Origin of the sequence: Nocardioides sp. NPDC023903, from assembly GCF_040639295.1 — a bacterium.
Taxonomy (GTDB): Bacteria; Actinomycetota; Actinomycetes; order Propionibacteriales; family Nocardioidaceae; genus Nocardioides.
Genome location: NZ_JBEZZS010000054.1, coordinates 1 through 26,860 on the forward strand (window position 1 = coordinate 1; position 26,860 = coordinate 26,860).

Sequence of the window (26,860 nt, forward strand, 5' to 3'; positions counted from 1 at the left end):
CCCTCTATCCGGCGTGCGTCGCGATGTACACCGAGGAGGTCGGGATCTCGCCGGAGACCGGCGGCGGCCGCGACCTCTACCGTGCCCGGGTGCTCAGGCGATCTCGATCTACGACGACGTGCTCGGCGCGTTATGACGAGCCGACTCGGCCGGAATTCGTGTCAGGGCCCGGCGGCTCGGTCGCCTCGGGCGGGAGCTCGGGCAGGTGGTGTCCGAACGGGACCTGCTGGACCTGACCGAGGGCAGCGAGTACGGAGGGCAGCATCGCCTTGGCGGTGCGCTTGTAGCCCATGGCGCTGGGGTGGAAGTGGTCGATGGCGAACATCTCGTCGGGGTTCGTGATGAAGAACGGGCCGACGACCTCGGAGAGCGAGACGACATGGGCGCCGCGGGCCAGTGCGGTCTCCCGCTGCCCCTCGGCCAGCTGCTTGGCGATCCTGCGCCCGAGCGAGCGCAGCGGCTGCGGCAGGGGGCGCACCGCGCCCACGTCCGGGCAGGTCCCCACGACGACCTCGGCACCACGCTCGCGCAGCGCGTCGATGACCTCGCCGAGCACCCGGGTCGAGTCCTTCTGCGGCACCCGGTGGGTTACGTCGTTGCCACCGACGATGACCACCGCGACATCGGGCCGGTAGCCCTCCGGCAGCGACTCGAGCTGCGCCGGGACCATCGACGTCTCGGCCCCGACCACGGCAGCCGTACGCAGCCGCACCGGCCTCAGCAGAGCCTTGGCCGTGCCCTTGGCCAGCCGGGCGCCGAGGGTGCCGCTCCTGGTCTCCGCGCCCAGCCCGGCGGCGATCGAGTCGCCGAGGATGAGGAGCTCGACCGGCGTACCTCCATAGGTCTTCTTGTAGACCTTGTCGGCGTCGATCGCCTCCTCACCGAGGGGCTTGCCGATCACGTCGCGCGCGTGCGCCGCCTGTCTCTTCAGCAGCGTCACGAATCCGGCACCGGCCGCCGCCCCCACCACACCGACTGCACCGGCGACCCCGGCGGTGGCGGCGACCATGCCGAGCCACTTGGCCTCTTCACTCGTCTTCGTGGTGTTCACATTCCTTAGGTGTACCCCACGGATGTGAACGCAAAATTAACCTACGCCTGGGAGAGCCCGGCTTCCTCGAAAGCGTCGTAGTTGGGGGCGATGGTGGCGCGGGGGCCGACGATGCCGCTGACCGCGTCGAGCGTCTTGAGACCGTGCCCGGTGTTGATGATCACCGTCTCGAGGCTCGGGTCGAGCAGACCGTTGTCGACGAGCTTCTTGGTGACCGCGAGCGTGGTGCCGCCGGCGGTCTCGGTGAAGATGCCCTCGGTGCGGGCCAGGAGCACGATCGCGGCGCGGATCTCGTCGTCGGTGACCTCCTCGACGGCACCACCGGAGGAGCGGGTGGCGTCGAGGACGTAGATGCCATCGGCCGGGTTGCCGATGGCCAGCGACTTGGCGATCGTGTCCGGCTTGACCGGGCGGATGGCGTCGACGCCGGCCTTGAACGCGGTCGCGACCGGGTTGCAGCCGGTGGCCTGGGCGCCGAAGATCCGGTAGGGCTTCTCCTCGACCAGACCGAGCTTGATCAGCTCCTTGAAGGCCTTGTCTACCTTGGTCAGCTGGGACCCGGAGGCCACCGGGATGACGATCTGGTCGGGCAGACGCCAGCCGAGCTGCTCGGCGATCTCGAAGCCGAGCGTCTTGGAGCCCTCGGCGTAGAAGGGACGTACGTTGACGTTCACGAACGCCCAGCCCTCCTCCTCCGCGGCGATCTCCTGAGCCAGCTTGTTGACGTCGTCGTAGTTGCCGTCGACGGCGATCAGGTTGTCGGTGAAGACGGCGGAGTTGACCTGCTTGGGCTGCTCGAGGTTGCTGGGGATGAAGACCGCGGTGGGAATCCCGGCCCGCGCTCCAGCCGCCGCCACCGCGTTGGCCAGGTTGCCGGTGCTCGGGCAGGCGAAGACCTTGGCGTCGAGCTCGCGGGCGGCGCTCAGAGCACAGGCGACCACGCGGTCCTTGAAGGAGTTGGTCGGGTTGGTCGAGTCGTCCTTCACCCAGATCTTCTCGATGCCGAGCTCGCGGGCGAGGTTCTTCGCCTCCAGGAGCCGGGTGAAGCCGGGCTCGGTGTTGGGGCTCTGCTCGATGTCGTCGGGCACCGGCAGCAGCGCCTTGTAGCGCCAGATGTTGCGGGGTCCGGCCTCGATCTCCTCGCGGGTCACGGCCGGGAAGTCATAGGCCACCTCGAGTGGCCCGAAACACTCCGGACAGGCGTAATGCGGTCCGAGCTCGATCTGGTGCCCACACTCTCGGCACGACAGCGCCGAGGCGTTGCCGAACGCGCCCTCGCGCAGGCCCTTCGTCTCCGTGGTCGCAGCGCTCATGAGAAACCTCCTCCTCATCTTCCCCGATCACGTCTCTCGCGCCGGGCCGGAATTAGCACCTTGTCCCACGCCCTACCCGATGGCCGGGAGGAGGCTCGTGGTCGGTTGCCGGGACTTCACTGGGCCGTTCCCTCAGTCCCTCTCGATGAGCATTAGCGATCGTACGGCAGGTATCCGCTGCCAAACACACCCGGGTTCCACTCCGCGGACCAGGCGTCCACCATCTGGACAATCGGGGTTCAGCGAGCGCGGAGGCGGCGCAGCATCCGGGCGTCGTCGAAACCGACGGCTCGAGCAGCCGACTCCATCGTGGTGCCCGCGGCCAGCAGATGGTCGGCCCGCTCGCGACGAAGAGCCTGTTGGTAGCGGAGCGGGGTGAGGCCGGTCGCACCTACGAAGGCGCGGGTCAGGGTGCGTTCGCTCACCCCCGCACCGTCCGCCAGAGCGGAGAGCGGAAGCGGCTCGGCAAACCGGGCGTCGATGACGTCCTGCACATGGTGGACGGTGTCGTCGAGATGGTTCCGGTGGCGCAGCAGGACGCTCTCCTGCGGCTGGTCGCCGTTGCGCCGCGCGTAGACGACCATGTCGCGGGCGACACGAGCCGCCAACGCCGGTCCGTGGCGCACAGCGAGAAGGTGCAGGCTCAGGTCGATGCCGCTGGCGATACCTGCCGACGTCACGATCCGGTCATCACTGGTGAAGAGCACGTCGCGCACCACCCGGGCTTTCGGGTAGCGCCTGGACAGCGCATCTTGGAGATCGTGATGGGTGGTGCAGAGACGCCCGTCAAGGAGGCCCGCCTGGCCGAGGGCATCGGCGCCGGCGCAGACGCTGGCCACCTCGCCCCCGGCCGCATGATGGACACGCAGCCGCTCTGCCGTCTCGCGGCTGAGCCGGGGGCCGGCGACGAGGTCGTACGCCGCCCGCCAGCCCGGCACGACGAGCAGGTCACCGGGGTCGAGATCGGGCCACTCCCCGGTGACGGCCAGCGGCAGACCCTGCGCGGAGAGCACCTCCCCCGGCTCGGCGCCCGCGACGTACACGAGGTCGTAGGGATGTCCCAGGCTGCGCGCCGTGTGGAACGCCTGTGCCGGCCCGGCGAGGTCGAGCAGATGTACGCCGGGCAGCAGCACGAACACGACGGCGCTCATGCCGCAGATGCTGCCACAGCCTCCAGATCGGCGATCGTCGCGATCTCGGCGAACCGGCCGCTGAGCACGAGCTTCGTACGCTCCACGACCTCCTCAGCCGACAACCCGCCCAGCGGCTCGGTGGTGACCGCGTCGGCGACGTAGGTGATCCGGTAGCCGAGGTCCGAGCCGACTCGCGCAGTGGTCTCTACGCACTGCTCGGCGCGGATCCCGCACACCACGAGCTCGGTGACCCCGCGCTCGGTCAGGACCTGCTGCAGGTTGGTCGTGGTGAACGCGTTGTGGGCGGTCTTGCGCACCTCGACGTCGTCCGGCTCCGGGCCGCTGAGCCCGTCGAGATAGCGCACGTGACCCGACTCCGGGTCGAAGACGCCGCCACTGTCGGGCTCGGTGTGGAGCACCCAGACCACCAGGTCGCCCGCGGCGCGAGCGAGGCTCACCAGCCGGTCGGCGCGCTCGGCGATGTCGGGGTGGAGGGTCTGCTGCCAGGACTCCCGCTGCCGGAAGGACTCCTGGATGTCGATGACGAGAAGGGCTCGATTGCTCATACCCCCAGTGTGCGAGCTGCCCGCTCGACGCACGAGGCATCAAGCGGGCAGCATCCGGAACGATCCGGTCAGGCAGCGGCAACCGTGCTCTGTGCGGTGGCCTCTCCCTCGGCGGGCGCGAGGGCGCCGCGTACGACATCCCTGACATCGCTCACCAGGTTGATCTTCAGGGCCTGCTTCACGTCGTCGGGCACCTCGTCCAGGTCGGGCTCGTTGCGCTGGGGTACGAAGACCTCGGTCAGACCGGCTCGCTGGGCGGCGAGCAGCTTCTGCTTGAGGCCGCCGATGGGCAGCACCCGGCCGGAGAGGGAGACCTCACCGGTCATGCCGACCTCGCTGCGTACCGGGCGACCGGTCGCGAGAGAGGTGAGCGCGGTGACCATCGTGATGCCGGCGCTCGGGCCGTCCTTGGGGACCGCGCCCGCAGGCACGTGGACGTGGAGCGAGCGGTCGAGCACCGCTGGGTCGACGCCCAGCTCGGCCGCGTGCGAGCGGACGAACGAGAGCGCGATCTGCGCGGACTCCTTCATCACCTCGCCGAGCTGGCCGGTGATGTTGAGACCGTGCCCCGAAGATCCGGCAGAGCCGTCGGCCGCGGACGCCTCGATGAAGAGCACGTCCCCGCCCAGCCCGGTGACGGCAAGTCCGGTGGCGACCCCCGGGACAGAGGTACGCTCCGCCGACTCCGGCGTGAACCGGGGCCGTCCGACCAGGTCCTTGAGGTTGTCCAGGCCGATCTCGACGTGCTCCGCCCCGGTCGCCAGCCGCGTCGCCGCCTTGCGCAGCGCCTTGGCGAGGAGCCGCTCGAGCTGGCGTACGCCCGCCTCGCGGGTGTAGTTCGCGGCCAGCTCACGCAGGGCGTCGTCGGTGACCGTGGCCTCCTCCGAGGTCACCGCGGCCCGCTCGAGCTGCCGGGGCAGCAGGAAGTCGCGGGCGATGGCGACCTTGTCGTCCTCGGTGTAGCCGTCGATCGTGACAAGCTCCATGCGGTCCAGCAGCGCCGACGGGATCTGGTCGACCACGTTGGCGGTGGCGATGAACAGGACGTCGGAGAGGTCCAGGTCGAGCTCGAGGTAGTGGTCGCGGAAGGTGTGGTTCTGCGCCGGGTCGAGCACCTCCAGCAGCGCGGCCGCAGGGTCACCCCGATAGTCCGAGCCGACCTTGTCGACCTCGTCGAGGAGCACGACCGGGTTCATCGAGCCGGCCTCCTTGATGGCCCGCACGATCCGGCCCGGCAGCGCGCCGACATAGGTGCGCCGGTGACCGCGGATCTCGGCCTCGTCGCGGACACCACCCAGCGCGACCCGAACGAACTTCCGTCCGAGCGAGCGCGCGACCGACTCACCGAGCGAGGTCTTGCCGACTCCCGGCGGGCCGGCGAGCAGCACCACGGCACCGGACCCACGGCCGCCGATGACCTGCAGGCCACGCTCGGCACGTCGGGTCCGCACCGCCAGGTACTCCACGATCCGGTCCTTGACCTCGTCGAGGCCGTGGTGGTCGGCGTCGAGCACCTCGCGAGCCGCGACCACGTCGGTCGAGTCCTCGGTCCGGACCGACCACGGCAGCTCCAGCACCGTGTCCAGCCAGGTGCGGATCCAGGCGGTCTCGGGATTCTGCTCGGAACCACGCTCGAGCTTGTCGACCTCGCGCAGCGCGGCCTCACGTACGGCCTCGGGGAGGTCGGCGGCCTCGACCCGTGCCCGGTAGTCGTCGGACCCCTCGGGCTCGCCCTCGCCGAGCTCCTTGCGGATCGCGGCGAGCTGCTGGCGCAGCAGGAACTCCCGCTGCGTCTTCTCCATACCCTCGCGTACGTCCTCGGCGATCTTGTCGCTGACCTCGGACTCCGCGATGTACTCCTTCGCCCAGGCGATCACCTTCTCGAGACGCTCGGTGACGTCCGGCGTCTCCAGCAGCTCACGCTTGGCGTCGTCGTCGAGATAGGGCGCGTAGCCGGCGGTGTCGGCGATCTCCGACGGCTCGGTGAGCCGGTTGACCTGGTCGATGACCGGCCACGCCTCGCGACGCTGGAGCACCGCGACGACCAGCCGCTTGTACTCCTCGGCCAGCTCCTTCGCGTGCTCCGTCGTGGTCTCGGTGGCGGGCTCGACCTCGACCCACAGCGCAGCACCGGGTCCGGTCACGCCGGAGCCGATCTTCGCGCGGCCGACGGCCCGCAGCACCGCCGCGGGCTCACCGCCCCGGAACCGGCCGACGCGCTCGATCGTGGCGACAGCGCCGTACGTCGCATACCGGTCCCCGAGCCGCGGCGCGACCAGCAGCCGGCTCTCCGAGCCTGCTCGGGCGGCGTCGATCGCAGCCTGCGCGGCCTCGTCGAGCTCGATGGGCACGACCATCCCCGGCAGGACCACGGCATCCGAGACGAACAGCACAGGAAGCTTGTCCATTGCGGACCCTCCTAGAAGAGTTGAGTGATACTGGCTCAACTTCTGGGAGCAACCGGATGTTCCCTCCGGTTAGTGTGTTCGCTGTCAGCGGACGCTGTCGTCAGTCAGCCCACGCAGAAGCTCCAGCACACCGTCCGGCCCCTGCACCTCGAGATCGGCAAGGTCCGCAAGCGGACCCCGGTCAGGCCCGGCGTGGGAGTAGACGAGCAGCGTCGCCGACCCGGTGGTCTTCCCCCAGGCCCTCACGGCCTCGAACGCCTCGATGTCACCCAGGTCGTCACCGCCGAACAGGATCGCGCCGGGCGAGACCTCCGAGATCAGCGTGTCGATCGCGTGACCCTTGTGCATGCCGGGGGCACGCACCTCGATGACCTGCTTGCCCGGCTCGATCACGAGCCCGTGCTCGCCGGCCAGCTCGGTCAGCGGCGGGAGCAGGCGCGCGGCGAGACCGTCGGGATCGGGGAACCGGCGGGTGTGCACACCGACGGCGAGCCCCTTCTCCTCGATGTAGGCGTCCTGCGCCCCGTGGGCGGCGAGCACCTCCGGCAGCGCCGCCTCGAAAGCTGCCAGCCCCTCGGGCGGCGGCGGGCCGACGACGACCCGGTCGGCGCCGCTCCAGCGCTCGTTGCCGTACTGCCCGAAGACGTACAGCTCCTTGCCCAGCTCCCCGAGCGCGTCGGCGATCGCGGCCAGCCCGCCGAGCTCGACGACCTGTCCGGCCGGTCGGCCGGTGACGATGGCCAGCGCCTTGACGTGGGAAGCGAGCTCGATCAGGACCGAGGCCGCGTCCGGATGGATCCGAGCCGCAGTCGGGTCCTCGACGATCGGGGAGAGCGTGCCGTCGAAGTCGAGACCGACGAGGGTTTCGGCGGCAGCGGCCGCGATCGCGGCGTATTTCTGCTCTCCTGAGGTGCCATCAGGCTGGGGTTCGGCCATGCCTCAACTGTGACACGGCAACCACCTCGGAGCCGACCGGGAGGGCGTCGCCGTGTGGCAGATCACACACCGTCGAGAACGGCCGGAAAGCCTCAGAGAGCCCCGGTCAGAACCACCGTCAGCCGGTCGCCCTTCATCGAGCCCTCGACCAGCAGATGGGTGCGTTTGATGCCGAGGTCATCGGCGAGCTGCTGGCCCTCCCGCTTCATCTCGGGCGGGTAGTAGACGGTGCTCTCCGGGACGGAACCCATCCAGTTGTCCTCGCCGACGACGTTCCAGCCGACCGTGGTCGCCTTCGCCGCGACGTCGCCGGCCAGGCCGGCGATGTTCGACTGGTTGTAGACCTCGACGCTGACCTTGGCGCGGTCGACGGGCGAAGGCTCGGCCTTCGGCGGCTTCTTCTCCTCGGCCTTGGCCGCCTTCGGTGAGGCCGACGGCGAGGCCGAGGGACTGCCACCGGCCTGAGCGATCTCCTTGCCTCCGTCTCCGTCGCCACCGGTGATCCAGAAGATGATCACCGCGGCGACCACGGCCACCACGCTCAGCGCGATGACGGGTGTGGGGAGCGCGACGCCACGCTCACCCTTCGAAGGACGTACGCAGCCGGTCATTCAGACCTCGAAGCCGAGCCGTCTCGCCGAACGCTGACGCTGCCGGGCCGCGCGGAGCCGCCGCAGGCGGCGTACCAGCAGGGGGTCGGCCTCGAGGGCCTCCGGCTTGTCGATGAGGGCGTTGAGCACCTGGTAGTAACGGGTGGCGGACATGTTGAACGCCTCGCGGACGGCGGCCTCCTTGGCCCCGGCGTACTTCCACCACTGCCGCTCGAAGTCGAGGATCTGCTTGTCTCGCTCGCTGAGGCTCGCGGGGTCCTCGCCTGGGCCTGTGACCTGCACGTTGACAGCGCTCATTCCTCGTCCCCCGGTGTCGTCTGCATCTGACCACACCCTAACGCGCCGAACTACACGGCTGTGGTTCACCCTCTCGGCGTGTTACTCGACAGGTATTCGGGCCAGGGGGCCGGAAGTCACGTGTGGAACGACTCGGCGCCGAACCTGGCTCCGGTCCATTACAGTCGGAGATGTGCAGGCTGACCTGGTAATCGTGGCCAATCGGCTCCCCGTAGATCGTGTGGAGATGCCGGACGGAACGAAGGCGTGGCGACGCTCCCCAGGAGGCCTGGTCAGCGCCCTCGAGCCGGTCCTGCGGGCCAACGACGGCGTCTGGATCGGCTGGCCCGGGGGCATCGACGAGGACCTCGAGCCGTTCGAGGACGACGGGCTCCACCTGCTGCCGATGACGATGACCGCCGAGGACATCGAGGAGCACTACGAGGGTTTCTCCAACGGCACCCTGTGGCCGCTCTACCACGACGTCGTGGCCAAGCCGGAGTTCCACCGCGAGTGGTGGGACGGCTACCAGCGCGTCAACCAGAGGTTCGCCGAGAAGTGCGCCGAGGTCGCCGCGAAGGGCGCGACCGTCTGGGTGCAGGACTACCAGCTCCAGCTGGTCCCGCAGATGCTGCGCGAGCTCCGCCCCGACCTGCGCATCGGCTTCTACCTGCACATCCCGTTCCCGCCGGCCGAGCTCTTCCAGCAGGTCCCGTGGCGCCGCCAGCTCCTCGAGGGCCTCCTCGGGGCCGACCTGGTCGGCTTCCAGCTCCCCCAAGCGGCGCAGAACTTCGTCCGACTGGTGCGCCAGCGCGTGGGCCACAAGACCCACCGCGACCTGGTCTATCTCCCCGACGGACGCACCGTGCACGCGGCAGCCTTCCCGATCTCGATCGACTTCATCGGCTTCGACGAGATGGCCCACGACGAGGGCGTCAACCAGCGCGCCAAGGAGATCCGCCAGCAGCTCGGCGACCCGAAGAAGATCCTGCTCGGCGTCGACCGGCTCGACTACACCAAGGGCATCTACGCCAGGCTGCGCGCCTACGGCGAGATGCTCCGCGACACCGAGCTCGACGTCGAGGACGCGATCTTCGTCCAGGTGGCGGTGCCCTCGCGGGAGCGCGTCGAGCAGTACCGCAAGCTGCGCGACGACATCGACCGCCTCGTCGGCCGCCTCAACGGCGACCTCGGCCGCATCGGCCGTCCCGCGATCTCCTACCTCCATACCTCGCTTCCCCGTGCGGAGATGGCCGCGCTCTACCGCGCCGCCGACATCATGGTCGTCACCCCCTACCGCGACGGCATGAACCTGGTCGCGAAGGAGTACGTCGCCTGCCGCTACGAGGACGACGGCGCCCTCGTGCTCTCCGAGTTCGCCGGCGCGGCCGAGGAGCTGCGCCAGGCCTGGCTCGTGAACCCCTACGACATCAACGGGATGAAGGCCGCGCTGCTCGAGGCCTACAAGGCCGAGCCGAAGGAGCTCACCCGCCGGATGCGGGCGATGCGCAAGCAGGTCGCCTCCAAGGACGTACGTTACTGGGCCGACTCCTTCCTCGAGGAGCTCGCCGCGGTGCAGGGCAGCCACACCAAGAACGTGCTTCCGCCCAACGCCCACTAGGGCCCGCCAGGTGGCTAGAGTCGTCGCGTGACCACCAACTCTGACCCGATCAGGTGGGGAATTCTCGGCACCGGCCGGATCGCCCACTCCCTAGCCACCGATCTGATGCTCGTCCCCGACGGCCGACTCGTGGCCGTCGGCTCGCGGAGCAAGGAGTCCGCGGAGACGTTCGCGAAGGAGTACGCCGCCAGCGGCCCGGTCCGCGCGCACGGCTCCTATGAGGAGCTGGCCGCCGACGAGGACGTCGACGTCGTCTATGTCGCCTCCCCCCACTCCCACCACCTCGAGCACGCCACCTTGATGCTCGAGGCCGGCAAGCACGTGCTGTGCGAGAAGGCGCTGACGCTCAACGCCGCCGACTCGCAGAAGATGGTCGACCTGGCCGCCTCCAAGAAGCTCTTCCTCATGGAAGCCATGTGGATGGCGACCAACCCGATCATCCGGCGCCTCGTCACCGACGTGAAGTCGGGCCGCTTCGGGGTCCCCCGTCACGTACACGCCGAGCTCGGCTTCGTCGCCGACCCCGAGCAGCACCAGCGCCTCCTCGACCCCGCGCTCGGCGCCAGCGCGCTGCTCGACATGGGCATCTACCCGCTCACCTTCGCCCACCTGCTCTTCGGCGAGGCCCGCGCGCTGACCGCTCAGGCCAACCTCGGGGAGGGTGCCGACGGCGGCACCTTCGACCTCGACCTGGTGATGACCGGGAAGTACGCCGGCAACGAGCTCTCCACCATGGTCTCCTCGGTCACCTCCTACTCTTCGCGCTCGGCGGCCATCGCCACCGACCAGGGCCGCATCGAGCTGACCGACTTCCACCACCCGTCCTCGGCGGTCTTCACGCCCGCCAACGGTGACGAGCCCGTCGAGATCGTCGGCGACGAGCCCGTCATCGGCGCTGCGTACGGCAACGAGATCGCCGAGGTGCAGCGCTGCCTGCGCGAAGGCCTCCTGGAGTCCCCGCTCGTGCCCCACAGCCAGACGCTCAGCCTGATGCGCCAGATGGACATGATCCGCGAGTCCATCGGCGCCCGCTACGCCACCGAGTCCTGACGAGACGTCACCCCCGCAGGCCGAGACGTCAGCTGCGTCGGTCGAGTTGGCACCCAGGTGCCGACTCGACCGACGCGAGTGACGTCTCGGCCGACGTACCTGACGTCTCGGCTCTCAGGCGGTGTTCGGCTTCTCGTTGAACGTACGGTGCGGCTGCACGACCGCGAGGAGCTCGCCGGCCACCTCGGGGCCGAGGGCGCCCCAGTGGTCCTTGTAGCCGTAGACACCGGCGAGAGTGCGTGACTCGTAGTCGCCGTTCATGACCTCGATGTCGTGGGGCGTGATCAGGCCGGGGTGAGCGACGCCGACGGCGGCGGAGACCTTCGTCAGCTCCCGGCGCAGGGTCCTGAGGTAGCTGGCGCAGCGATCGCCCTTGTCCTGCGGGTCGAGGCCGCCGGAGAGCCACTTGCTCTGCGTCGCGACGCCGGTCGGACAGGTGTCGTCGTGGCATTTCTGGGCCTGGATGCAGCCGATCGACATCATCGCCTCGCGACCGACGTTGACCATGTCGGCACCGAGCGCGAAGGCGACGGCGGCGTTCTCCGGCAGGCCGACCTTGGCCGAACCGATGAAGGTGACCGAGTCGGTCAGGCCGAGCTCGGCGAAGGTGCCGTAGACCCGCGAGAAGCCGATCCGGTAGGGCATCGCGACCGCGTCGGAGAAGATCAGCGGCGCGGCGCCGGTGCCACCCTCGCCGCCGTCGACGGTGATGAAGTCGACGCCCCGCTCGCCCGACCGCATCTTGCCGGCGAGCTCCTGCCAGAACTCCATCTCACCGACCGCCGACTTGATGCCGACCGGCAGCCCGGTCTCGGCGGCGATCATCTCGACGAAGTCGAGCATCGAGTCGACGTCGTGGAAGGCGGAGTGGCGCGACGGCGACACGCAGTCCTTGCCGACCTCGATGCCGCGGATCTCGGCGATCTCCGGCGTCACCTTGGCCGCCGGCAGCAGTCCACCGAGGCCGGGCTTGGCGCCCTGGGAGAGCTTGATCTCGATCGCCTTGACCGGCGCGGTGGCCACCCGCTCCTTGAGCCGGTCGATCGAGAAGGTGCCGTCGGCGTTCCGGCACCCGAAGTAAGCGGTGCCGATCTGCATCACCAGATCCGCACCACCTTCCAGGTGGTAGGGCGAGATGCCGCCTTCACCGGTGTTGTGCATCGCCCCGGCCCGGCGTGCGCCCAGGTTGAGCGCCTTGATCGCCGGCCCGGACAGCGACCCGAACGACATCGCCGAGATGTTGACGACCGACTCCGGCCGGAACGCCTTCGCGCGCCCGCGCGGACCTCCGAGCACCTTCGCCGACGGGAGCTTGGCGGCCCGGTCGTGGTCGTCGGGCAGCGAGTCGGCGAACGTACGGTGCTTGATGTGGATGTGGCCCTGGACGTGCTCGATGTCGTTGTCGGTGCCGAAGCCGAAGTAGTTGTTCTGCTCCTTGGCCGAGGCGTAGACCCAGCGCCGCTGGTCACGGCTGAAGGGCCGCTCCTCGTCGTTGTCGGCGACGATGTACTGCCGCAGCTCCGGCCCGATCTTCTCCATCAGATACCGCGCGTGCCCGATCACCGGGAAGTTCCGCAGGATCGCGTGCTTGCGCTGGGTCAGGTCGCGCGCGGCGACCACGCCCGCGGCAACCGCCACTCCCCCGAGGAGGGTCGTCATCTTCATGTACGTCTTCCTACCCGGGCGGTCACCCGTTGTAAACGTCCGCGACGGTGTCGCCGGGCGTCGCTCAGGCGAACTCGGGAATGACCTTCGACTCGAAGAGCTCGAGGGAGGAGCGGTCGTAGGCGGCGTCGCCGAAGTATGTGATGGCGTACGTCATCCCCAGCTCCTCCATCGACTTCAGCTTCTCCACGATCTGCTCGGGCGTGCCCGCCAGCCCCTGGACGCCACTGCGGCGGGCATGCTCTGCCCCAGCGGCATCCCCGAGCGACTTGGCGAGGTGGTCGGCGTACCAGTCGATCTTGTCCTGGACATCCTTCTCGGTCTCGCCGATGAAGACGTTGTAGTTGGACGAGCGGGTGATCTCGGAGAAGTCGCGGCCGAGGTTGTCGCAGTGGCCGCGCAGGATCTCCGACTTCGCCTGGAACGTCTCGGCGTCGCCGGCAAAGTTGGTGTAGTCGGCGTACTGAGCGGCGATCTTCAGGGTGACCTTCTCGCCGCCGCCGGCGATCCACAGCGGGATGCCGGAACGGCCCTGCTGAAGAGGCAGCGGCTGACAGATGGCGCCGTCGACCTGGTAGTACTTCCCGTCCAGCGACGAGACGCCCTTGGTCCAGGCCTGCTGGAAGATCTGGACGCCCTCGCGAAGCATCCCGAGACGGTCACGCGCCTCGGGGAAGCCGTAGCCGTAGGCCCGCCACTCGTGCTCGTACCAGCCCGCGCCGATGCCCATCTCGACCCGGCCGCCGCTGATGTGGTCGGCGGTCGCGGCGACCTTCGCCAGGTAGGCCGGGTTGCGGTAGGACATGCACGAGCACATCTGCCCGAGGCGCACGCGCGACGTCACCGCGCCCAGACCGGCCATCAGAGACCAAGCCTCGTGGGTCGCCTGGTCGGACGGCTCCGGGGTGGTGTGGAAGTGGTCGTAGACCCAGATCGACTCCCAGCTCCCGGCATCGGCGTGCAGAGCCAGGTCCTTCATCGTCGTCCACTGGTCCGCCGGGTCGATCCCGACGAGGTCGAAGCGCCATCCCTGCGGGACGAAGAAACCGAACTTCATGTCTACTCCTTGATGAGTCCAACCTGGGGTGCCACGGACAACTTATCCGTCGGTGCCAGCCGATACCCTCATGATTTATGAGCGAGCGACAGCGAGCGACGATCGGCCTCAGGCCGCCACTTCCGTACTCTTCGCATTGCCCTACGGAGGTGGCGGCATGAGCGCACTCGCCGGACTCGTGGACAAGGGCCTGATGGCTGCCGACTGGGCCGAGGCGCTGGCGCCGGCCGAGCCGCAGATCGAGCAGATGGGCCGCTTCCTGCGTGACGAGCTGGCGGCCAGGCGTCCCTATCTTCCCGACGGCGACCGGATTTTCAACGCCTTCCGGCGCCCGCTGCGGGACGTACGCGTCCTGATCGTCGGCCAGGACCCCTACCCGACCATCGGGCACCCGATCGGGCTCAGCTTCGCGGTCGAGAAGGACGTACGTCCTCTGCCGGCGTCGCTGCGCAACATCTACGCCGAGCTGGCCACCGACCTCGACCTGAAGATGCCCGAGCACGGCGACCTGTCGACCTGGGCCGACCGTGGGGTGATGCTGCTCAACACCTCGCTGACGGTGCGGCCGGGCGCTCCTGCCTCACACTCGAAGAAGGGCTGGGAGGAGGTCACCGGCCGCGCGATCGACGTGCTCGGCCGCCGCGGCGGGCCGCTGGTCGCGATCCTGTGGGGCCGACACGCACAGAACCTCGAGCCGAGGCTCAACGGCGTGCCCGCGATCAAGTCCGTCCACCCCTCGCCGCTCTCCGCGCGCCGGGGGTTCTTCGGGTCCAAGCCGTTCTCCCGCGCCAACGACCTTCTGGTCGAGCAGGGCAGTTCCCCGGTCGACTGGTCTCTGCCTGATTGAGCACTGTCGGATTAGGATCGCCCCATCGGCCCATCGGCGCGGTGAACGGGGGTCACGTGGGCGAGAAAGCGACCGGACCGACGCTGTCGGTGTCACGGCGGCTCAAGATCGCCGGCACCATCGTCGTCGTCCTGATGGCGGCCTGGGCCGCCGTGCTCGGCGGACGAGCCCTCCTGGACCGGGCCGGTCCTCCGGAGTTCCCCGCGACCGACGTACGCGACTGGGCGACCTTCTCCGACCACCTGGTCCTGGGCACCGCCGCTGAGGACCGGCTCGAGGTCACGACCGTCCTGTGGAGCCGCCAGGGAGCCCACCCGATCGGCCGCGGCATCAACCTCGACGCCGACATGACCGAGGGCGAGGCGTACGCCGTGCCGGTGGCCTGGCTCGAGGGCGGTGGCGGACGCTGGGTGGCGCTGGCCGCCGACGCGGTGCTCCCCCTCGACGGCGGGCGGATCACCGAGGGCGGCGGGACCTGGGCAGCCGACCACGCCGGGGAGTCGCCACGGGGTCTCGCCACCGAGCTCTACGAGACCGGTCCGCACCCGGCCGCCGTCCCCTACCTCTATGAGAGTCTCGAGCAAAGACTCGCCGCTGTGGAACGGTAGGTAAGATTTCAAGCGTGAGCCAGGACTCCCCCACGCGGCCCCAACGCGCCAACTGGCTTCGGGCCGGCATTTGGTCGCTCGGCTTCGTCGCCCTGCTGTGGGTGCTCGAGGCCACTGACTACGTCAGCGGGCACCAGCTCGACACCCTCGGCATCCAGCCGCGCACCGACGCCGGCCTGCTGGGCATCGTGTTCGCCCCGGTGCTCCACTTCGGCTGGGCCCACCTCTACGGCAACACCGTGCCCGCGCTCATCCTCGGCTTCCTGGTGCTCGTCTCGGGCGTCGGTCGCGGGATCGTGGCGACGCTCATCATCTGGGTCGTCGGAGGCGTCGGCGTCTGGCTGATGTCGCCTCCGGGCAGCATCACCGCCGGCACCTCGATGCTGATCTTCGGCTGGCTCGTCTACCTGATCATGCGCGGCCTGTTCAGCCACCGCGTCAGTCAGATCGTCATCGGCGTGCTCATCTTCCTGGCCTACGGCAGCCTGCTCCTCGGCGTACTCCCCGGGCAGACCGGCGTCTCCTGGCAGGGCCATCTCTTCGGCGCGATCGGTGGCGCGCTGGCGGCCTGGCTGCTCAACGACCCGCCCAAGAAGCAGGCCCAGACCAAGCCCCAGAAGAAGGCCGCCTGAACCAGCTGTTGGAGACTGGTTCCATGCAGATCCTCTCCATCCAGTCGCACGTGGCCTTCGGCTACGTCGGCAACTCGGCAGCAGTCTTCCCGATCCAGCGCCTCGGTCACGAGGTCTGGCCGGTGCTCACGGTCAACTTCTCCAACCACACCGGCTACGGCGATTGGCGTGGACCGGTCGTGGCCGCCGACCAGGTCGCCGAGGTCATCGAGGGGATCTCCGAGCGCGACGGTCTCTCCACCGTCTCCGCGGTCCTGTCCGGTTACCAGGGCGACCCGGCCGTCGGCGCGATCATCCTGGATTCCGTACGCCGCGTGAAGGCGCTCAACCCGCGGGCCCTCTACTGCTGCGACCCGGTGATGGGCGACGTCGGGCGAGGCATGTTCGTCCGCGAGGGCATCCCGGAGTTCATGCGCGACGAGGTCGTCCCGGCCGCCGACGTGATCACGCCCAACCACTTCGAGCTCAACTTCCTCGCCGGCCTCGAGTCGACCGACACGCTGCAGGAGGTGCTCGCCGCCGTCGACATCGTCCGTGAGTCCGGCCCGTCCAACGTGCTCGTGACCTCGGTGATCACCAAGGATCCGACCCACCTCGACCTGGTCGCCGTCTCCGACGAGGGCGCCTGGTCGGTCACCACTCCCCTGCTCCCGATCTCCCCCAACGGTGGCGGCGACGTCACCGCAGCGGTCTACCTCTCCCACCTGCTCTCGACCGGCTCGACCCCGGCCGCCCTCGGCCGCACCGCGAACACCCTCTTCGCCATCCTCGACCGCACCCTGAAGTCCGGCCGCCGCGAGCTCGAGCTCGTCGCCTCCCAGGACGACATCGCCGACCCGCCGACGACGTACGAGGTCACTCAGCTCCGCTGATCAGTAGGACTTGCCGTCGGCGTAACGCTGCCGCCGCCAGGCCCTGCCGCTTCCCCGGTTCTTGGCCTTGTATGTCGGCAGCTGGCTGTCGCAGTTCGGACAGACCAGTCTCAGGTTCTCGCGTCTGTTGTTGGTGGCGTCCCCGTCGATGTGGTCCAACACAAAGGTCAGCTCGATGTCATTCCACGTGGCTGGGCACGCGCATATCGCACACAGCCCCACCTGATCCTCCATCAGGTGGAGCTTCACGTAATGGCGCCTACTCCCGCTGAGTGTGGCTTCACCGGTCTTCAACCATCGCTCGATCTTCTCGCGACGTTCCATCGCCCGCTGACACGCGTTGCTACAGAACCTGAGCTGGTGGCGCTTCACAAGGGGCGCGCCACACCCCACGCAAACTCTCATGGCGGTGACACTAAATGTGACCACCGACAACTTCGTGGAGCCGGTGACAGGACTCGAACCTGCGATCTTGGTCTTACAAGGACCCTGCTGTACCAACTCAGCTACACCGGCACGCCGGCGAGGAACGCCGGCCGGACAATCGTAGCCAGTCACCGCCCGATGTGCGTATCCGACGCGGCTAGCGCGCGGGATCGAGCGGGACGTACTCGTGGGCGGTGAGGGCGCCGTTGGTCTCCAGCTCGACGGACTGGACACCGACGGGGAGGCCGTCGGCGTAGGTGATCAGGGTGACCTCGGCGGTGCGGCGGATCTTCCCCATCGCGAAGGCGTACGCGGCGCCGCCCGTGGTGCCGTTGGTGTAGGTCCAGCCGATCTCACCGTTCTCGCCGATCACCTCGCTCGGCCCGAGGTGCACGTGGCGGTGGCCGCCGACGACGAGGGTCGCGCAGCCCCGTCGCAGGGTCTCGCGCCCGAGCGAGGGGTCGTGGACGAGGAGGGTCGCGACGGGCTTGCCGTCCTCCTTCGAGGCACACGCGAGGTCGGCCAGCTTCTCGCCGGCCTCCTCGAGGGTGACGCCCTTCTCGTCGATCCAGTTGCCGAGGCCGCTGGTGCGCGGGTCGGGGACGCCCAGGAGCGTAGAGCCGCCGGGGCCGTCGACGACCTCGCCGTCGAGCACGGTCCAGCCGTTCTTGGCCAAGTAGTTGCCGACCGTCGGGCCGTGGTCGTGGTTGCCGGTGATCGCCCACTTGTCCAGGCCGTCGCTGGCGTCGGTGAGCGAGTCGAGGGAGAAGGTCTCCCAGTCTGATCCGGTCGAGGTGTCGTCGCCGGCGTCGAGGATGCCGGTCGCGCCGCCCTCGTCGGCGATCGCGCGCACCACGGAGTCCATGCCGACGTTGTCGTGGCGGTCGGAGACGAGGACCGACACGGTCTCGTCCTCGCCCGGCTCGCGCAGCGCCAGGTCCGGCACCTTCGCCACGACCTTCTCGTAGAAGGTGCGGCTGGAGTTGTAGGTGTCGACGGCACTCGCCACGAGGCGGCGGGTCTGGTTGGCGTAGGCGTCGCCACGGACCTCCACGTCGGCCAGCTCCTCGGGCACGGGGATCGCCGTGCCGAGGAAGTCGGCCAGCGGGGTCCAGTCGCCGGCGACCGGTCCGGCCTCCTTGTCCGCCGCGGGCGCTCCGGCCTCGCCCCAGGGCTGCCAGACCGCGGCCGCGAGCACCGCCACCGTGACCACGCCGATGCCGGCGGTGGTGAGGCCGTGCCGCGTGCGGGCCGATTCCTTGACGCGTCTGCGCAGGTCAGCGCGGCGTTGGGAGCCGGGCAGCCACCACAGCACGACTCCCCCGGCGACGATGGCCAAGGAGATCGCAGCGCCGCGGAGCACGGCCGCGACAAGCATCGACTCGACCTGCTCCACCACGACCGCGCGCTGGCCGTCGGGGGCCGACCCGAGGACCGCGTAGCGCTCGAAGAGCTCGTCCATCGACCGCAGCTCGGTCTTGCCGAGGGTGACGTCGACGCCGATCGGGCCACCGACGTCCAGACGTACGTCGGGCAGCACCGGTCCGGTGTGGATGACCGCCTTCCCCGACAGCGTCGGACGCAGGACCGAGTCGTGTCCGGCCAGGACCACCTGGCGTTCGCTGGACAGGAAGAGCCACGCGCTCAGCGCCACGGCGAGCACGAGCCACAGCACTCCGAGCCCCGCCCAGAAGGCGAGGCCCCGAAACAGAGTGCGGCGAGAGATCAGCTGCGCGCCTCCGCGACCGTGTAGAGCACGACCGACGCAGCGACGCCGGCATTGAGGGACTCTACGGAGTTGGCCATCGGAATCGACACTATCTGGTCGCAGGTCTCCTGGACCAGGCGGGAGAGCCCGCCGCCCTCGGCACCGACGACGATCACCAGCGGACCGTCGGCGAGTCCGTCGGGAGCGCCCAGCTCGGGCAGGGTGATGTCACCCTCCATGTCCAGCCCGACGACCATGCAACCGGCGTCCTGGTAGGCCTTCAGCTGCCGGGTCAGGTTGACGGTCTGCGCGACCGGGATCCGCGACGCGGCACCGGCGCTCGTCTTCCAGGCGGCGGCGGTGATCCCGGCCGCACGCCGCTCCGGGATAACCACGCCATGGGCGCCGAAGGCCGCCGCCGAGCGCACGATGGCGCCCAGGTTGCGCGGGTCGGTGATCTGGTCGAGCGCGACGATGAGTGCCGGCTCCTTGGCCTCGGCCGCGCGATCGAGCAGGTCGTCGGCGTGGGCGTACTCATAGGCGGGGATCCGCGCCGCGAGCCCCTGGTGGCCGTTGAAGCCGGTCAGCCGATCGAGCTCGACCTTGGTCACCTCGAGCAGCGAGATGCCCTTCTCGGAAGCGAGCATGAACGCCTCGCGCAGCCGCCCGTCCCGCTCGGCGCCCTCGGCGACGTAGAGCCCGTTGACCGGTACGTCCTCGCGCAGTGCCTCGACCACGGAGTTGCGTCCGATGATCCACTCGGCGTCGCCGGCGGCCCGCTTGCGCGGACCCTTGTTGCGCTGCTCCGAAGCCTGGGCCGCCTTGTGGGCCTTGTGGTAGGGCCTGTCCTTCGCCTTCGGCGTCGGACCCTTGCCCTCGAGGCCCTTGCGGCGGTTGCCGCCGGTGCCGACCTGGGCACCCTTCTTGCGTCCCTTCGCGATCGCTCCGCGACGCTGGGAGTTGCCTGCCATCAGTTAACGCTCCATTTCGGACCCTCAGGGGTGTCCTCGATCTCGATCCCGGCATCCTTGAGCCGGTCTCGCATGGCATCCGCGCGGGCCCAGTCCTTGGCGGCGCGCGCCTCGGCGCGCTCGTCCAGGACCCCGCGAACAAGTACGTCGAGCGCGCCGGTCAGCTTCTCGTCATCACCGCTGGCCGGACCCCACGCCGGGTCGGCGGGGTCCAGACCGAGGATGTCCAGCATCGCGCGTACGCTCGCGGCGACCCCGCGCAGCGCCGGGCTGTCGCCGTCGGCGAGCAGCTTGTTGCCCTCGCGGACGACCTCGTGCAGGGCGGCAACGGCCGCCGGGGTGCCGAGGTCGTCGTCCATCGCGTTGACGAAGTCGGCGCAGGGTGTGCCGTCGGCCAGGCTGGCCTCCATCGAGTTGGCTCCGATCACCGACGCCGCGCGCTCCAGGAAGCCTTCGATCCGCTGGAAGCCAGCGGCGGCCTCCTCGAGCGCCTCGAAGGAGAACTCGACGTGGGACCGGTAGTGCGCCGCGACCAGGTAGTAGCGCAGCTCGATGCCGCGTACCTTCTTCAGGACCTCGGGGACGACCAGCGCGTTGCCCAGCGACTTCGCCATCTTCTCGCCGGACGTCGTGATCCAGGCGTTGTGGAGCCAGTAGCTCGCGAAGGGCCGGCCGGCAGCGCGCGACTGCGCCTGCTCGTTCTCGTGGTGCGGGAAGCGCAGGTCTAGGCCACCGCCGTGGAAGTCGAAGGCGGGGCCGAGGTACTTCCCGGCCATCGCCGAGCACTCGATGTGCCACCCGGGCCGTCCCAGACCCCAGGGCGAAGGCCACGAGGCGGTCTCCGGCTCGGAGACCTTCCGTCCCTTCCACAGCGCGAAGTCACGCGGGTCGCGCTTGCCCCGCGGGTCGGCGTCGGCAGCGGCCTCCATGTCGTCGACCTTCTGCCCCGACAGCTCGCCGTAGGTGGGCCAGGAGCGCACGTCGAAGTAGACGTCGGCCGAGCCGTCCTCGGCAGCGTAGGCGTGCCCCTTCGCGATCAGCTCCTCGATCAGCGCGATGATCTCGGGGATGTGACCGGTGGCCAGCGGCTCGTAGGTCGGCCGAGCGACGTTGAGCGAGGCGTAGGCGGCGTCGAGCTCGCGATGCATGGCGTAGCCGAGGTTGTACCAAGGACGCCCCTGCTCGGCCGACTTCGCCAGGATCTTGTCGTCGATGTCGGTCACGTTGCGGATGAAGGTGGTCTCGTACCCCGACGCCCGCAGCCAACGCTGCAGCACGTCGAAGTTCACCCCGCTCCGCACGTGTCCGACATGCGGCTCGCTCTGCACGGTCAGACCACAGACATAGAGCGACGCCTTGCCGGGCTGCAAGGGGGTGAAGTCACGTACTTCACGGGTCGCCGAGTCGTAGAGCCTGAGTGCCATACCTCAAGTCTAGGGACGTACGCGTGTTCCCTACCTATCGCGACGCACGATGAGCGCGCTTGCGATCGCGGCAACACCTTCCCCGCGCCCGGTGAGCCCGAGACCGTCGGTGGTCGTGGCGGTCACAGTGACGCTGGCTCCGGCTGCCGCGGTGAGCGCCTTGTTGGCCTCGTCGCGCCGGGGACCGATCTTGGGCCGGTTGCCGATCACCTGCACCGCGACGTTCCCGATCTCGAAACCGGCCTCGCGGACCCGGCGCGCGGCCTCGGCAAGCAGGACGACTCCGGCGGCCCCGGCCCACTCGGGCTCGGAGGTGCCGAAGTTGGACCCGAGGTCGCCGAGTCCCGCGGCGGAGAAGAGCGCGTCGCAGCAGGCGTGGGCCGCCACGTCCCCGTCGGAGTGCCCGGCGAGACCCTGCTTCTCGTCGGGGAAGGCGAGGCCGGCCACATGCATCGGGACACCGTCGGCAAGGCTGTGTACGTCGGTCCCGATGCCGGTCAGAGGAAGCTGCACGCTCCGCAGTCTCCCAGACAGGGCTCAGGCAGCCTTCCGGTGGCCGACGTGGATGAGCCCGTCGACGACCCGGACCTCGTAAGCGGGGATGGTCACGTGCGGGTCGTCCAGACACTGTCCCGTACGCAGGTCGAACCCGTGCCGGTGAGCTGGCGAGGCCACGAACGGCACCCCGTCGCGCACTCCGACGATGCCCTTGGCGATCACCGACGCCTTGGCGAACGGATCGTGATTTCCCAGGGCGTAGACGACGTCGTCGGGCATCCGGAAGATCGCGATGGCCTGCCCGTGGACCAGTGCCGTGGCGCCGCGCTTCACCTCGAGCGCGTCGACCGGGCAGACGGACTGCCAGTCACCCTGGTCGTCCCGCTGGGCATGCGCACTCATGACGTCGCCGGCCCGAGCCGCTTCGTCCACATTCGTCGGGTCCTCCCTTCGGTGGATTTGAACCGTAGGACGCGTGAGGGACACCTCCTGTTTCGCTCTGTTACGCGTACGTAAACACCAGCGCCCAGCCCACCGGCCGTCTTCGCCGCCGAACGGATAGCCTCCAGGGGTGCCCGCCGCTCTCGTCCTCCTGGCCGCCGGATCCGGCACCCGCGTCGGAGCAGCCACCAACAAGGTGCTGCTCCCGCTCGACGGGTCCGACGATCCGGCCTCCTCAGCCCTCGGCCTCTCGCTCCAGACCGCTCTGGCGGTGCCCGACGTGCAGCGTCTCGTCCTGGTCGTACGCAGCGGCGACGAGGAGGCGGTCGCGGCCGTCGCCCAGCCCCTGCTCGGCGATCGTGAAGTCGTGATGGTCGCCGGCGGCGACACCCGCCACGCCTCCGAGCAGGCGGCGCTGGCCGTGCTCCGCGCCGACATCGAGGCCGTCGAGGGCGGCATCGACGTGGTCGCGATCCACGACACCGCCCGGCCGCTGGTGTCGCCCGAGCTCTTCTCCGTGGTCATCGGCGTCGCTCGCAAGCACGGTGGCGCCATCCCCGCCGCCCCGCTCAGCCACCTCTCGACGCGCGACCTGCAGCCGGTGGAAGGTGCTCTCGTCGGCGTACAGACACCGCAGGCGTTCCGGGCGGCCGACCTGTTGGCCGCCTATGCCCAGGCCGCGGCCGACGGCTTCGACGGCACCGACACCGGCGCCACCCTGGAGCGCTACGCCTCGGGCGTACGCATCGTCGCGGTGCCCAGCACACCGCTGAACCTGAAGGTGACCTTCGCCGACGACCTCGGTGCGGTCAGAACTCTGCTCAACTGACGGCGCTGGCCGAGAGCGCTTCGAGCAGGCGTACGTCATCCTCGGAGGCGACGCGGCGGCCGACCGGCGGCGCCTCGAGCGAGACGACCGGGAACCGGCGGGCCAGCGCGCCCGCGATCTCGGCGAAGTCGCCGGCGGGCCAGTCGTCCAGGGCGGCGACGACGGCCGGAGGCAGCACGATCGGTGAGGCGACCGAGACCAGCGAGGTGCGGTCGATGGTCGCGCCGAGGACCGGGACCCCGTCCTCGATGGCGAGGTTCTTGACCGTGTCCGTGACCGGGCGTACGCCGACCACGACCGCCTCGCGCGCGACCGCGGTCGAGACACAGTGGGCGATGAAGGCCGGCGGAGTCATCGGGCACAAGGAGTCGTGCAGGACCAGCGGCTCCTCGGCCGCGACCATCCCCTCCCACGAGGTGGTGAAGTCGACGGGGGTCACGCCGGACTCTCCGAGGGACCACGTGGCGGCGGCGACCAGCGCCTCACCGTGGATCAACGTGAAGGGCAGCGAGCCTCGATCGTCCTCGGCAACGAACCCGAGAGCCGGTGGAACCTCGGCGGTCTCGTCGATCTCGTCGTAGTCGGCGTAGGGGTCCTCCATGGGGCCACCGTATCGGCCGCGCCGAGCCCCTGAAAACGCGAAACAGGCCCCGGGTTTCCCCGGAGCCTGTAACGCAGACCGAAACCAGCGTCAGCTGGCCAGCACCTCGTCGAGGAGGACTTCAGCCTTGTCTTCGTTGGTGTGCTCGCACAGCGCGAGCTCCGAGACGAGGATCTGGCGTGCCTTGGCGAGCATGCGCTTCTCCCCGGCAGAGAGGCCACGGTCACGCTCACGACGCCACAGGTCACGCACGACCTCTGCGACCTTCATGACGTCGCCGCTGTGCAGCTTCTCCAGGTTTGCCTTGTAACGACGCGACCAGTTGGTCGGCTCTTCGACGTGCTCCGCACGAAGCACCTCGAAGACTCGATCAAGCCCGTCCTTGTCTACGACGTCCCGAACTCCGACGAGCTCGAGATTGTTGGCCGGAACACGCACCACGAGGTCCTGCTGAGCGATGATGCGGAGGACCAGATACTGCCGCTCCTCGCCCTTGATGGTGCGCATCTCGATGTCTTCGATGACGGCCGCGCCATGGTTCGGGTATACGACGGTCTCGCCGACGGTGAAAGTCATATTTTTAGGTACCCCTTCCTAGGGCTATAAGTCTACCACGGATCTTAGAATTCGGATTCCGTGTTTGCGCAGGTCAGGGGCTCAATCTGGGGTTGACAGATTGACAAGTTGTGTGGTTCCGCGCGCGCAGGCCCACCGATAGTGGCAGCATGGCTGATTTCGAAACGACTCCGAAATCTCGTCGTAGCCAGCCTGTTGTCCTGCGCGGGTCGGCCGAGTGCCCGATACTGCCGCCATGGCGAATGCATCGCAGAGCGCCCCCAAGACCATCTTCACCGTGTCGTCGCACGCCCAGGATCAGGACCCGGAAGAGACGCAGGCCAGCGCGTCGGCCGTTCCTGATGCCCCGGCGGGCCGAGCAAGCGTCATGGACAAGGTGGGCAACTGGGCCCCGTTCCTCCTCATCCGCTCCGCCCACCCCCGTCAGGCGGTGCTGACCGCCATCGGCCTCTCGGTGGCGGCAGTCCTCGCCGGGCTGACGACACGCGAGGTGGCGCTGATCGCAGTCACCGTGCTCGTCGGCCAGGCCGTCCTCGGCTGGCACAACGACCTCGTCGACCAGGTCGTCGACCGTCGTCACGAGCGCGAGGGCAAGCCGATCTCGGACGGACGCCTCGAACCCGGCGGCGTCTGGTTCGCGCTGTGCTGCGGCGTACTGCTCGTCATTCCGCTCTCGGTCACCTCGGGCACCGTCGCGGGGCTGTTCTACCTGGGCTCGCTGGTGATCGGGATGCTCGCCAACGTACTGCTGCGCAAGGGTCTCTTCTCCTGGGTCCTGTGGGCGGCCGCGTTCGCCTGCTACCCCGGATACCTCTCGTACGCCGGCTGGGCCGGTGAGTCCTCGGGTGGACCGCCTCACTGGGTGATGGTCGTGCTCGCCGCGGCGCTCGGTGTCGGCGTGCACTTCCTGACCGCGCTGTGGGGCCTGGTCGCCGACAACGAGGACAAGTGGACGTACCTGCCACTCAAGGCCGGACTGAAGCTCGGCGCCGGCAAGCTCCTCCTCGTCACGCTGGTCTACATCGCCGCGGTGATCGGCGGGATGCTGTACGCCGCGAGCGTCGTCGGGCTGCGTGCCTGACCCTTTTCGGATATCGCCAGATCGGGCGGATAGAGTGTCGCGCGTGACGACCAAGGTTATGCAGAAGCGGCTCGCAGTGACGGGCGCACTCGTGGCTCTCGCCCTTCCGGCGCTCACCGCCTGCAGCAGCTTCGACTACGCGACCGACCGGCCCAACGAGATCACCCACGGCGGGTCGACTCTCGACGGTGCCATCCGGATCAACGCCGCTCGCATCGTGACCGCGCAGGAAGGCTCCGGCGTCCTGGTCGGCACCTTCTCGCTCGACCCGGCGATCAACCCGGCGGTCGCCGGCAAGGCGCTGCCGTCGGTCACCTCGATCGCCACGGCGACCGAGGCCGAGGAGACGGTCACCCCCGAGTCGTTCACCCCGATCGAGCTGCCGAAGTCCGGCATCATCAACCTGGCCGACCCGGCCAACGGTGGCATCGCGGTCACCGGCGACTTCAAGCCGGGCGACAGCATCCCGATGACCTTCACCTTCTCCGAGGGCGAGGAGCGGACCATCTCCGTCCCGGTCGTCACCCAGTGCGGTCCGTACGCCGAGGTCGTCGCCGCCGTCGACGAGACCGCGAAGCCCGCGAAGAAGGGCAAGAACGCCGAGGCCGAGGCGTCCGAGAGCGCTGCCGCCGAGGGCACCGAGGAGGCTTCGACCCTGCCGGCCGACGAGCCTGCCGAGGGCGAGCACGCCACCGAGACCGAGGCGGGCACCGAGACCGAGCACGCCACCGAGGGCGAGGGTGAGGCGCACGACGAGTCCGCGGGCACCATCTCCGAGGACCCCTACTCCTGCGAGTTCCCCCCGGCCGCCCTGCCGGGTGCCGAGGAAGCTCACTGATGACCTACAAGCTCGTCCTTCTGCGTCACGGCGAGAGCGAGTGGAACGCGCTCAACCTCTCCACCGGCTGGGTCGACGTCGACCTCACCGACAAGGGCCGGGCCGAGGCGGTCAACGGCGGGAGGCTGCTCAGCAAGGCCGGGATCCTTCCCGACCTGGTCCACACGAGTCTGCTGCGCCGGGCGATCAACACCGCCAACATCGCTCTCGACACCGCCGAGCGCCACTGGATCCCGGTGCGGCGCGACTGGCGCCTCAACGAGCGCCACTACGGCGCGCTCCAGGGCAAGAACAAGTCCGAGACGCTGAAGAAGTTCGGCGAGGAGCAGTTCCAGCTGTGGCGTCGTTCCTACGACGTACCGCCGCCGCCGATCGAGGCCGACTCGGAGTACTCCCAGGCCGGTGACCCGCGCTACGCCGACATCGACGTGCCCGCGACCGAGTGCCTCAAGGACGTCGTCGCCCGGATGCTCCCCTACTGGGACTCGGCGATCGTGCCCGACCTGAAGACCGGCAAGACGGTCCTGGTCACCGCCCACGGCAACAGCCTGCGCGCGCTGGTCAAGCACCTCGACAACATCTCCGAGGCCGAGATCGCGAAGCTCAACATCCCCACGGGCCAGCCGCTGGTCTACGAGCTCGACGAGTCGTTGAAGCCGGTCGTCGCCGGCGGCACCTACCTCGACCCCGAGGCCGCTGCCGCCGCCGCTGAGGCAGTCGCCAACCAAGGCAAGCAGTAGCAACAACAATCCCGCCGAGTCGGCTCGTCTTGACGAGCCGACTCGGCGGGGTTTTTGGTTGTGGGTATTGCACACGAGTGA

The 26,860-nt window shown here is 69.2% G+C and carries 28 protein-coding genes, 1 tRNA gene and 1 riboswitch; of the genes, 10 read left to right on the forward strand and 19 right to left on the reverse strand.

Features of this window, described 5'->3' with window-relative positions; all coding sequences use genetic code 11:
• Positions 1-130 precede the first annotated feature (130 nt).
• The 8 genes from AB0F44_RS28745 to AB0F44_RS28780 all read right to left on the reverse strand — a co-directional run bounded on the left by AB0F44_RS28745 (position 131) and on the right by AB0F44_RS28780 (position 8,315).
• Positions 131-1,051 (reverse strand): SGNH/GDSL hydrolase family protein, encoded by a 921-nt coding sequence (locus AB0F44_RS28745; protein WP_357360592.1) that lies wholly within the window; start codon positions 1,049-1,051, stop codon positions 131-133.
• A 41-nt stretch (positions 1,052-1,092) separates the two neighbouring features.
• Positions 1,093-2,364 (reverse strand): threonine synthase, encoded by a 1,272-nt coding sequence (gene thrC, locus AB0F44_RS28750; RefSeq protein ID WP_357360593.1) that lies wholly within the window; start codon positions 2,362-2,364, stop codon positions 1,093-1,095.
• Between the two features lie 11 nt (positions 2,365-2,375).
• Positions 2,376-2,516, reverse strand: a riboswitch (SAM riboswitch).
• Between the two features lie 87 nt (positions 2,517-2,603).
• Entirely contained in the window at positions 2,604-3,515 is a 912-nt protein-coding gene (locus tag AB0F44_RS28755; RefSeq protein WP_357360594.1) for a DJ-1/PfpI family protein, read from the reverse strand.
• A complete protein-coding gene (locus AB0F44_RS28760; protein WP_357360595.1) occupies positions 3,512-4,063 on the reverse strand; it encodes an isochorismatase family protein in 552 nt (183 codons plus the stop codon). Before AB0F44_RS28760 ends, AB0F44_RS28755 begins: the two co-directional genes overlap by 4 nt.
• Before the next feature lie 68 nt (positions 4,064-4,131).
• Positions 4,132-6,471, reverse strand: coding sequence for an endopeptidase La (lon, locus tag AB0F44_RS28765; protein WP_357360596.1), 2,340 nt, complete (start codon positions 6,469-6,471; stop codon positions 4,132-4,134).
• 84 nt (positions 6,472-6,555) lie between these two features.
• Complete coding sequence (otsB, locus tag AB0F44_RS28770) at positions 6,556-7,407, reverse strand: trehalose-phosphatase (RefSeq protein WP_357360597.1); 852 nt, start codon at positions 7,405-7,407, stop codon at positions 6,556-6,558.
• A 92-nt stretch (positions 7,408-7,499) separates the two neighbouring features.
• On the reverse strand, positions 7,500-8,018 hold the full coding sequence (locus AB0F44_RS28775; protein ID WP_357360599.1) for a LytR C-terminal domain-containing protein: 519 nt from the start codon (positions 8,016-8,018) through the stop codon (positions 7,500-7,502).
• Positions 8,019-8,315, reverse strand: a complete 297-nt coding sequence (locus tag AB0F44_RS28780; protein WP_091046051.1) for a DUF3263 domain-containing protein — start codon at positions 8,313-8,315, stop codon at positions 8,019-8,021.
• A gap of 157 nt (positions 8,316-8,472) precedes the next feature.
• On the opposite strand from AB0F44_RS28780, the gene AB0F44_RS28785 reads away from it, so the two are divergent.
• Positions 8,473-9,915: a trehalose-6-phosphate synthase gene (locus tag AB0F44_RS28785; protein ID WP_357360631.1), complete on the forward strand. Its 1,443-nt coding sequence runs from the start codon at positions 8,473-8,475 to the stop codon at positions 9,913-9,915.
• Between the two features lie 27 nt (positions 9,916-9,942).
• Entirely contained in the window at positions 9,943-10,965 is a 1,023-nt protein-coding gene (locus AB0F44_RS28790) for a Gfo/Idh/MocA family oxidoreductase (RefSeq protein WP_357360601.1), read from the forward strand.
• A 114-nt stretch (positions 10,966-11,079) separates the two neighbouring features.
• Here AB0F44_RS28790 and AB0F44_RS28795 read toward each other — a convergent pair whose 3' ends face one another.
• The gene (locus AB0F44_RS28795) at positions 11,080-12,630 is read right to left on the reverse strand and encodes an FMN-binding glutamate synthase family protein (RefSeq protein ID WP_357360603.1); all 1,551 of its coding nucleotides are present in this window, start codon (positions 12,628-12,630) and stop codon (positions 11,080-11,082) included.
• A gap of 64 nt (positions 12,631-12,694) precedes the next feature.
• Positions 12,695-13,687 carry an LLM class F420-dependent oxidoreductase gene (locus AB0F44_RS28800; protein ID WP_357360605.1) on the reverse strand — a complete coding sequence of 331 codons (993 nt, stop codon included), beginning with the start codon at positions 13,685-13,687 and terminating at the stop codon, positions 12,695-12,697.
• A gap of 157 nt (positions 13,688-13,844) precedes the next feature.
• Here AB0F44_RS28800 and AB0F44_RS28805 point away from each other — a divergent pair, with 157 nt between their 5' ends.
• The 4 genes from AB0F44_RS28805 to pdxY are packed head-to-tail and all read left to right on the forward strand — an operon-like array spanning position 13,845 to position 16,646.
• Positions 13,845-14,534, forward strand: a complete 690-nt coding sequence (locus AB0F44_RS28805; protein ID WP_357360607.1) for a uracil-DNA glycosylase — start codon at positions 13,845-13,847, stop codon at positions 14,532-14,534.
• Positions 14,535-14,590: 56 nt separating this feature from the next.
• A complete protein-coding gene (locus AB0F44_RS28810) occupies positions 14,591-15,142 on the forward strand; it encodes a hypothetical protein (protein WP_357360609.1) in 552 nt (183 codons plus the stop codon).
• 14 nt (positions 15,143-15,156) lie between these two features.
• A complete protein-coding gene (locus AB0F44_RS28815; protein WP_350660869.1) occupies positions 15,157-15,774 on the forward strand; it encodes a rhomboid family intramembrane serine protease in 618 nt (205 codons plus the stop codon).
• 23 nt (positions 15,775-15,797) lie between these two features.
• Positions 15,798-16,646 (forward strand): pyridoxal kinase PdxY, encoded by an 849-nt coding sequence (gene pdxY / locus AB0F44_RS28820; protein ID WP_357360611.1) that lies wholly within the window; start codon positions 15,798-15,800, stop codon positions 16,644-16,646.
• Here pdxY and AB0F44_RS28825 read toward each other — a convergent pair whose 3' ends face one another.
• The 7 genes from AB0F44_RS28825 to nirD all read right to left on the reverse strand — a co-directional run bounded on the left by AB0F44_RS28825 (position 16,647) and on the right by nirD (position 22,075).
• Complete coding sequence (locus tag AB0F44_RS28825; protein WP_355224453.1) at positions 16,647-16,895, reverse strand: HNH endonuclease; 249 nt, start codon at positions 16,893-16,895, stop codon at positions 16,647-16,649.
• 191 nt (positions 16,896-17,086) lie between these two features.
• A tRNA-Thr gene (locus AB0F44_RS28830) sits at positions 17,087-17,162 on the reverse strand.
• 67 nt (positions 17,163-17,229) lie between these two features.
• A complete protein-coding gene (locus AB0F44_RS28835; protein WP_357360613.1) occupies positions 17,230-18,747 on the reverse strand; it encodes a metallophosphoesterase in 1,518 nt (505 codons plus the stop codon).
• 50 nt (positions 18,748-18,797) lie between these two features.
• Complete coding sequence (gene rlmB, locus AB0F44_RS28840; protein WP_357360615.1) at positions 18,798-19,751, reverse strand: 23S rRNA (guanosine(2251)-2'-O)-methyltransferase RlmB; 954 nt, start codon at positions 19,749-19,751, stop codon at positions 18,798-18,800.
• The gene (gene cysS / locus AB0F44_RS28845) at positions 19,751-21,175 is read right to left on the reverse strand and encodes a cysteine--tRNA ligase (protein WP_357360617.1); all 1,425 of its coding nucleotides are present in this window, start codon (positions 21,173-21,175) and stop codon (positions 19,751-19,753) included. Before cysS ends, rlmB begins: the two co-directional genes overlap by 1 nt.
• A 30-nt stretch (positions 21,176-21,205) precedes the next feature.
• The gene (gene ispF / locus AB0F44_RS28850; protein WP_357360619.1) at positions 21,206-21,688 is read right to left on the reverse strand and encodes a 2-C-methyl-D-erythritol 2,4-cyclodiphosphate synthase; all 483 of its coding nucleotides are present in this window, start codon (positions 21,686-21,688) and stop codon (positions 21,206-21,208) included.
• A gap of 24 nt (positions 21,689-21,712) precedes the next feature.
• Positions 21,713-22,075 carry a nitrite reductase small subunit NirD gene (gene nirD / locus AB0F44_RS28855; protein ID WP_350715866.1) on the reverse strand — a complete coding sequence of 121 codons (363 nt, stop codon included), beginning with the start codon at positions 22,073-22,075 and terminating at the stop codon, positions 21,713-21,715.
• 169 nt (positions 22,076-22,244) lie between these two features.
• Here nirD and AB0F44_RS28860 point away from each other — a divergent pair, with 169 nt between their 5' ends.
• A complete protein-coding gene (locus tag AB0F44_RS28860) occupies positions 22,245-22,943 on the forward strand; it encodes a 2-C-methyl-D-erythritol 4-phosphate cytidylyltransferase (RefSeq protein WP_357360621.1) in 699 nt (232 codons plus the stop codon).
• On the opposite strand, the gene AB0F44_RS28865 is transcribed toward AB0F44_RS28860, so the two are convergent.
• Positions 22,936-23,544: a hypothetical protein gene (locus AB0F44_RS28865; RefSeq protein WP_357360623.1), complete on the reverse strand. Its 609-nt coding sequence runs from the start codon at positions 23,542-23,544 to the stop codon at positions 22,936-22,938. The genes AB0F44_RS28860 and AB0F44_RS28865 overlap by 8 nt on opposite strands.
• Positions 23,545-23,634: 90 nt before the next feature.
• Positions 23,635-24,120, reverse strand: coding sequence for a CarD family transcriptional regulator (locus tag AB0F44_RS28870; protein ID WP_008360791.1), 486 nt, complete (start codon positions 24,118-24,120; stop codon positions 23,635-23,637).
• Positions 24,121-24,355: 235 nt separating this feature from the next.
• On the opposite strand from AB0F44_RS28870, the gene AB0F44_RS28875 reads away from it, so the two are divergent.
• The 3 genes from AB0F44_RS28875 to AB0F44_RS28885 are packed head-to-tail and all read left to right on the forward strand — an operon-like array spanning position 24,356 to position 26,779.
• Positions 24,356-25,201 carry a UbiA family prenyltransferase gene (locus AB0F44_RS28875; protein WP_357360625.1) on the forward strand — a complete coding sequence of 282 codons (846 nt, stop codon included), beginning with the start codon at positions 24,356-24,358 and terminating at the stop codon, positions 25,199-25,201.
• A 43-nt stretch (positions 25,202-25,244) separates the two neighbouring features.
• Entirely contained in the window at positions 25,245-26,039 is a 795-nt protein-coding gene (locus AB0F44_RS28880) for a hypothetical protein (RefSeq protein WP_357360627.1), read from the forward strand.
• Entirely contained in the window at positions 26,039-26,779 is a 741-nt protein-coding gene (locus AB0F44_RS28885) for a phosphoglyceromutase (RefSeq protein WP_357360629.1), read from the forward strand. Before AB0F44_RS28880 ends, AB0F44_RS28885 begins: the two co-directional genes overlap by 1 nt.
• The last annotated feature ends 81 nt before the right edge of the window (positions 26,780-26,860 follow it).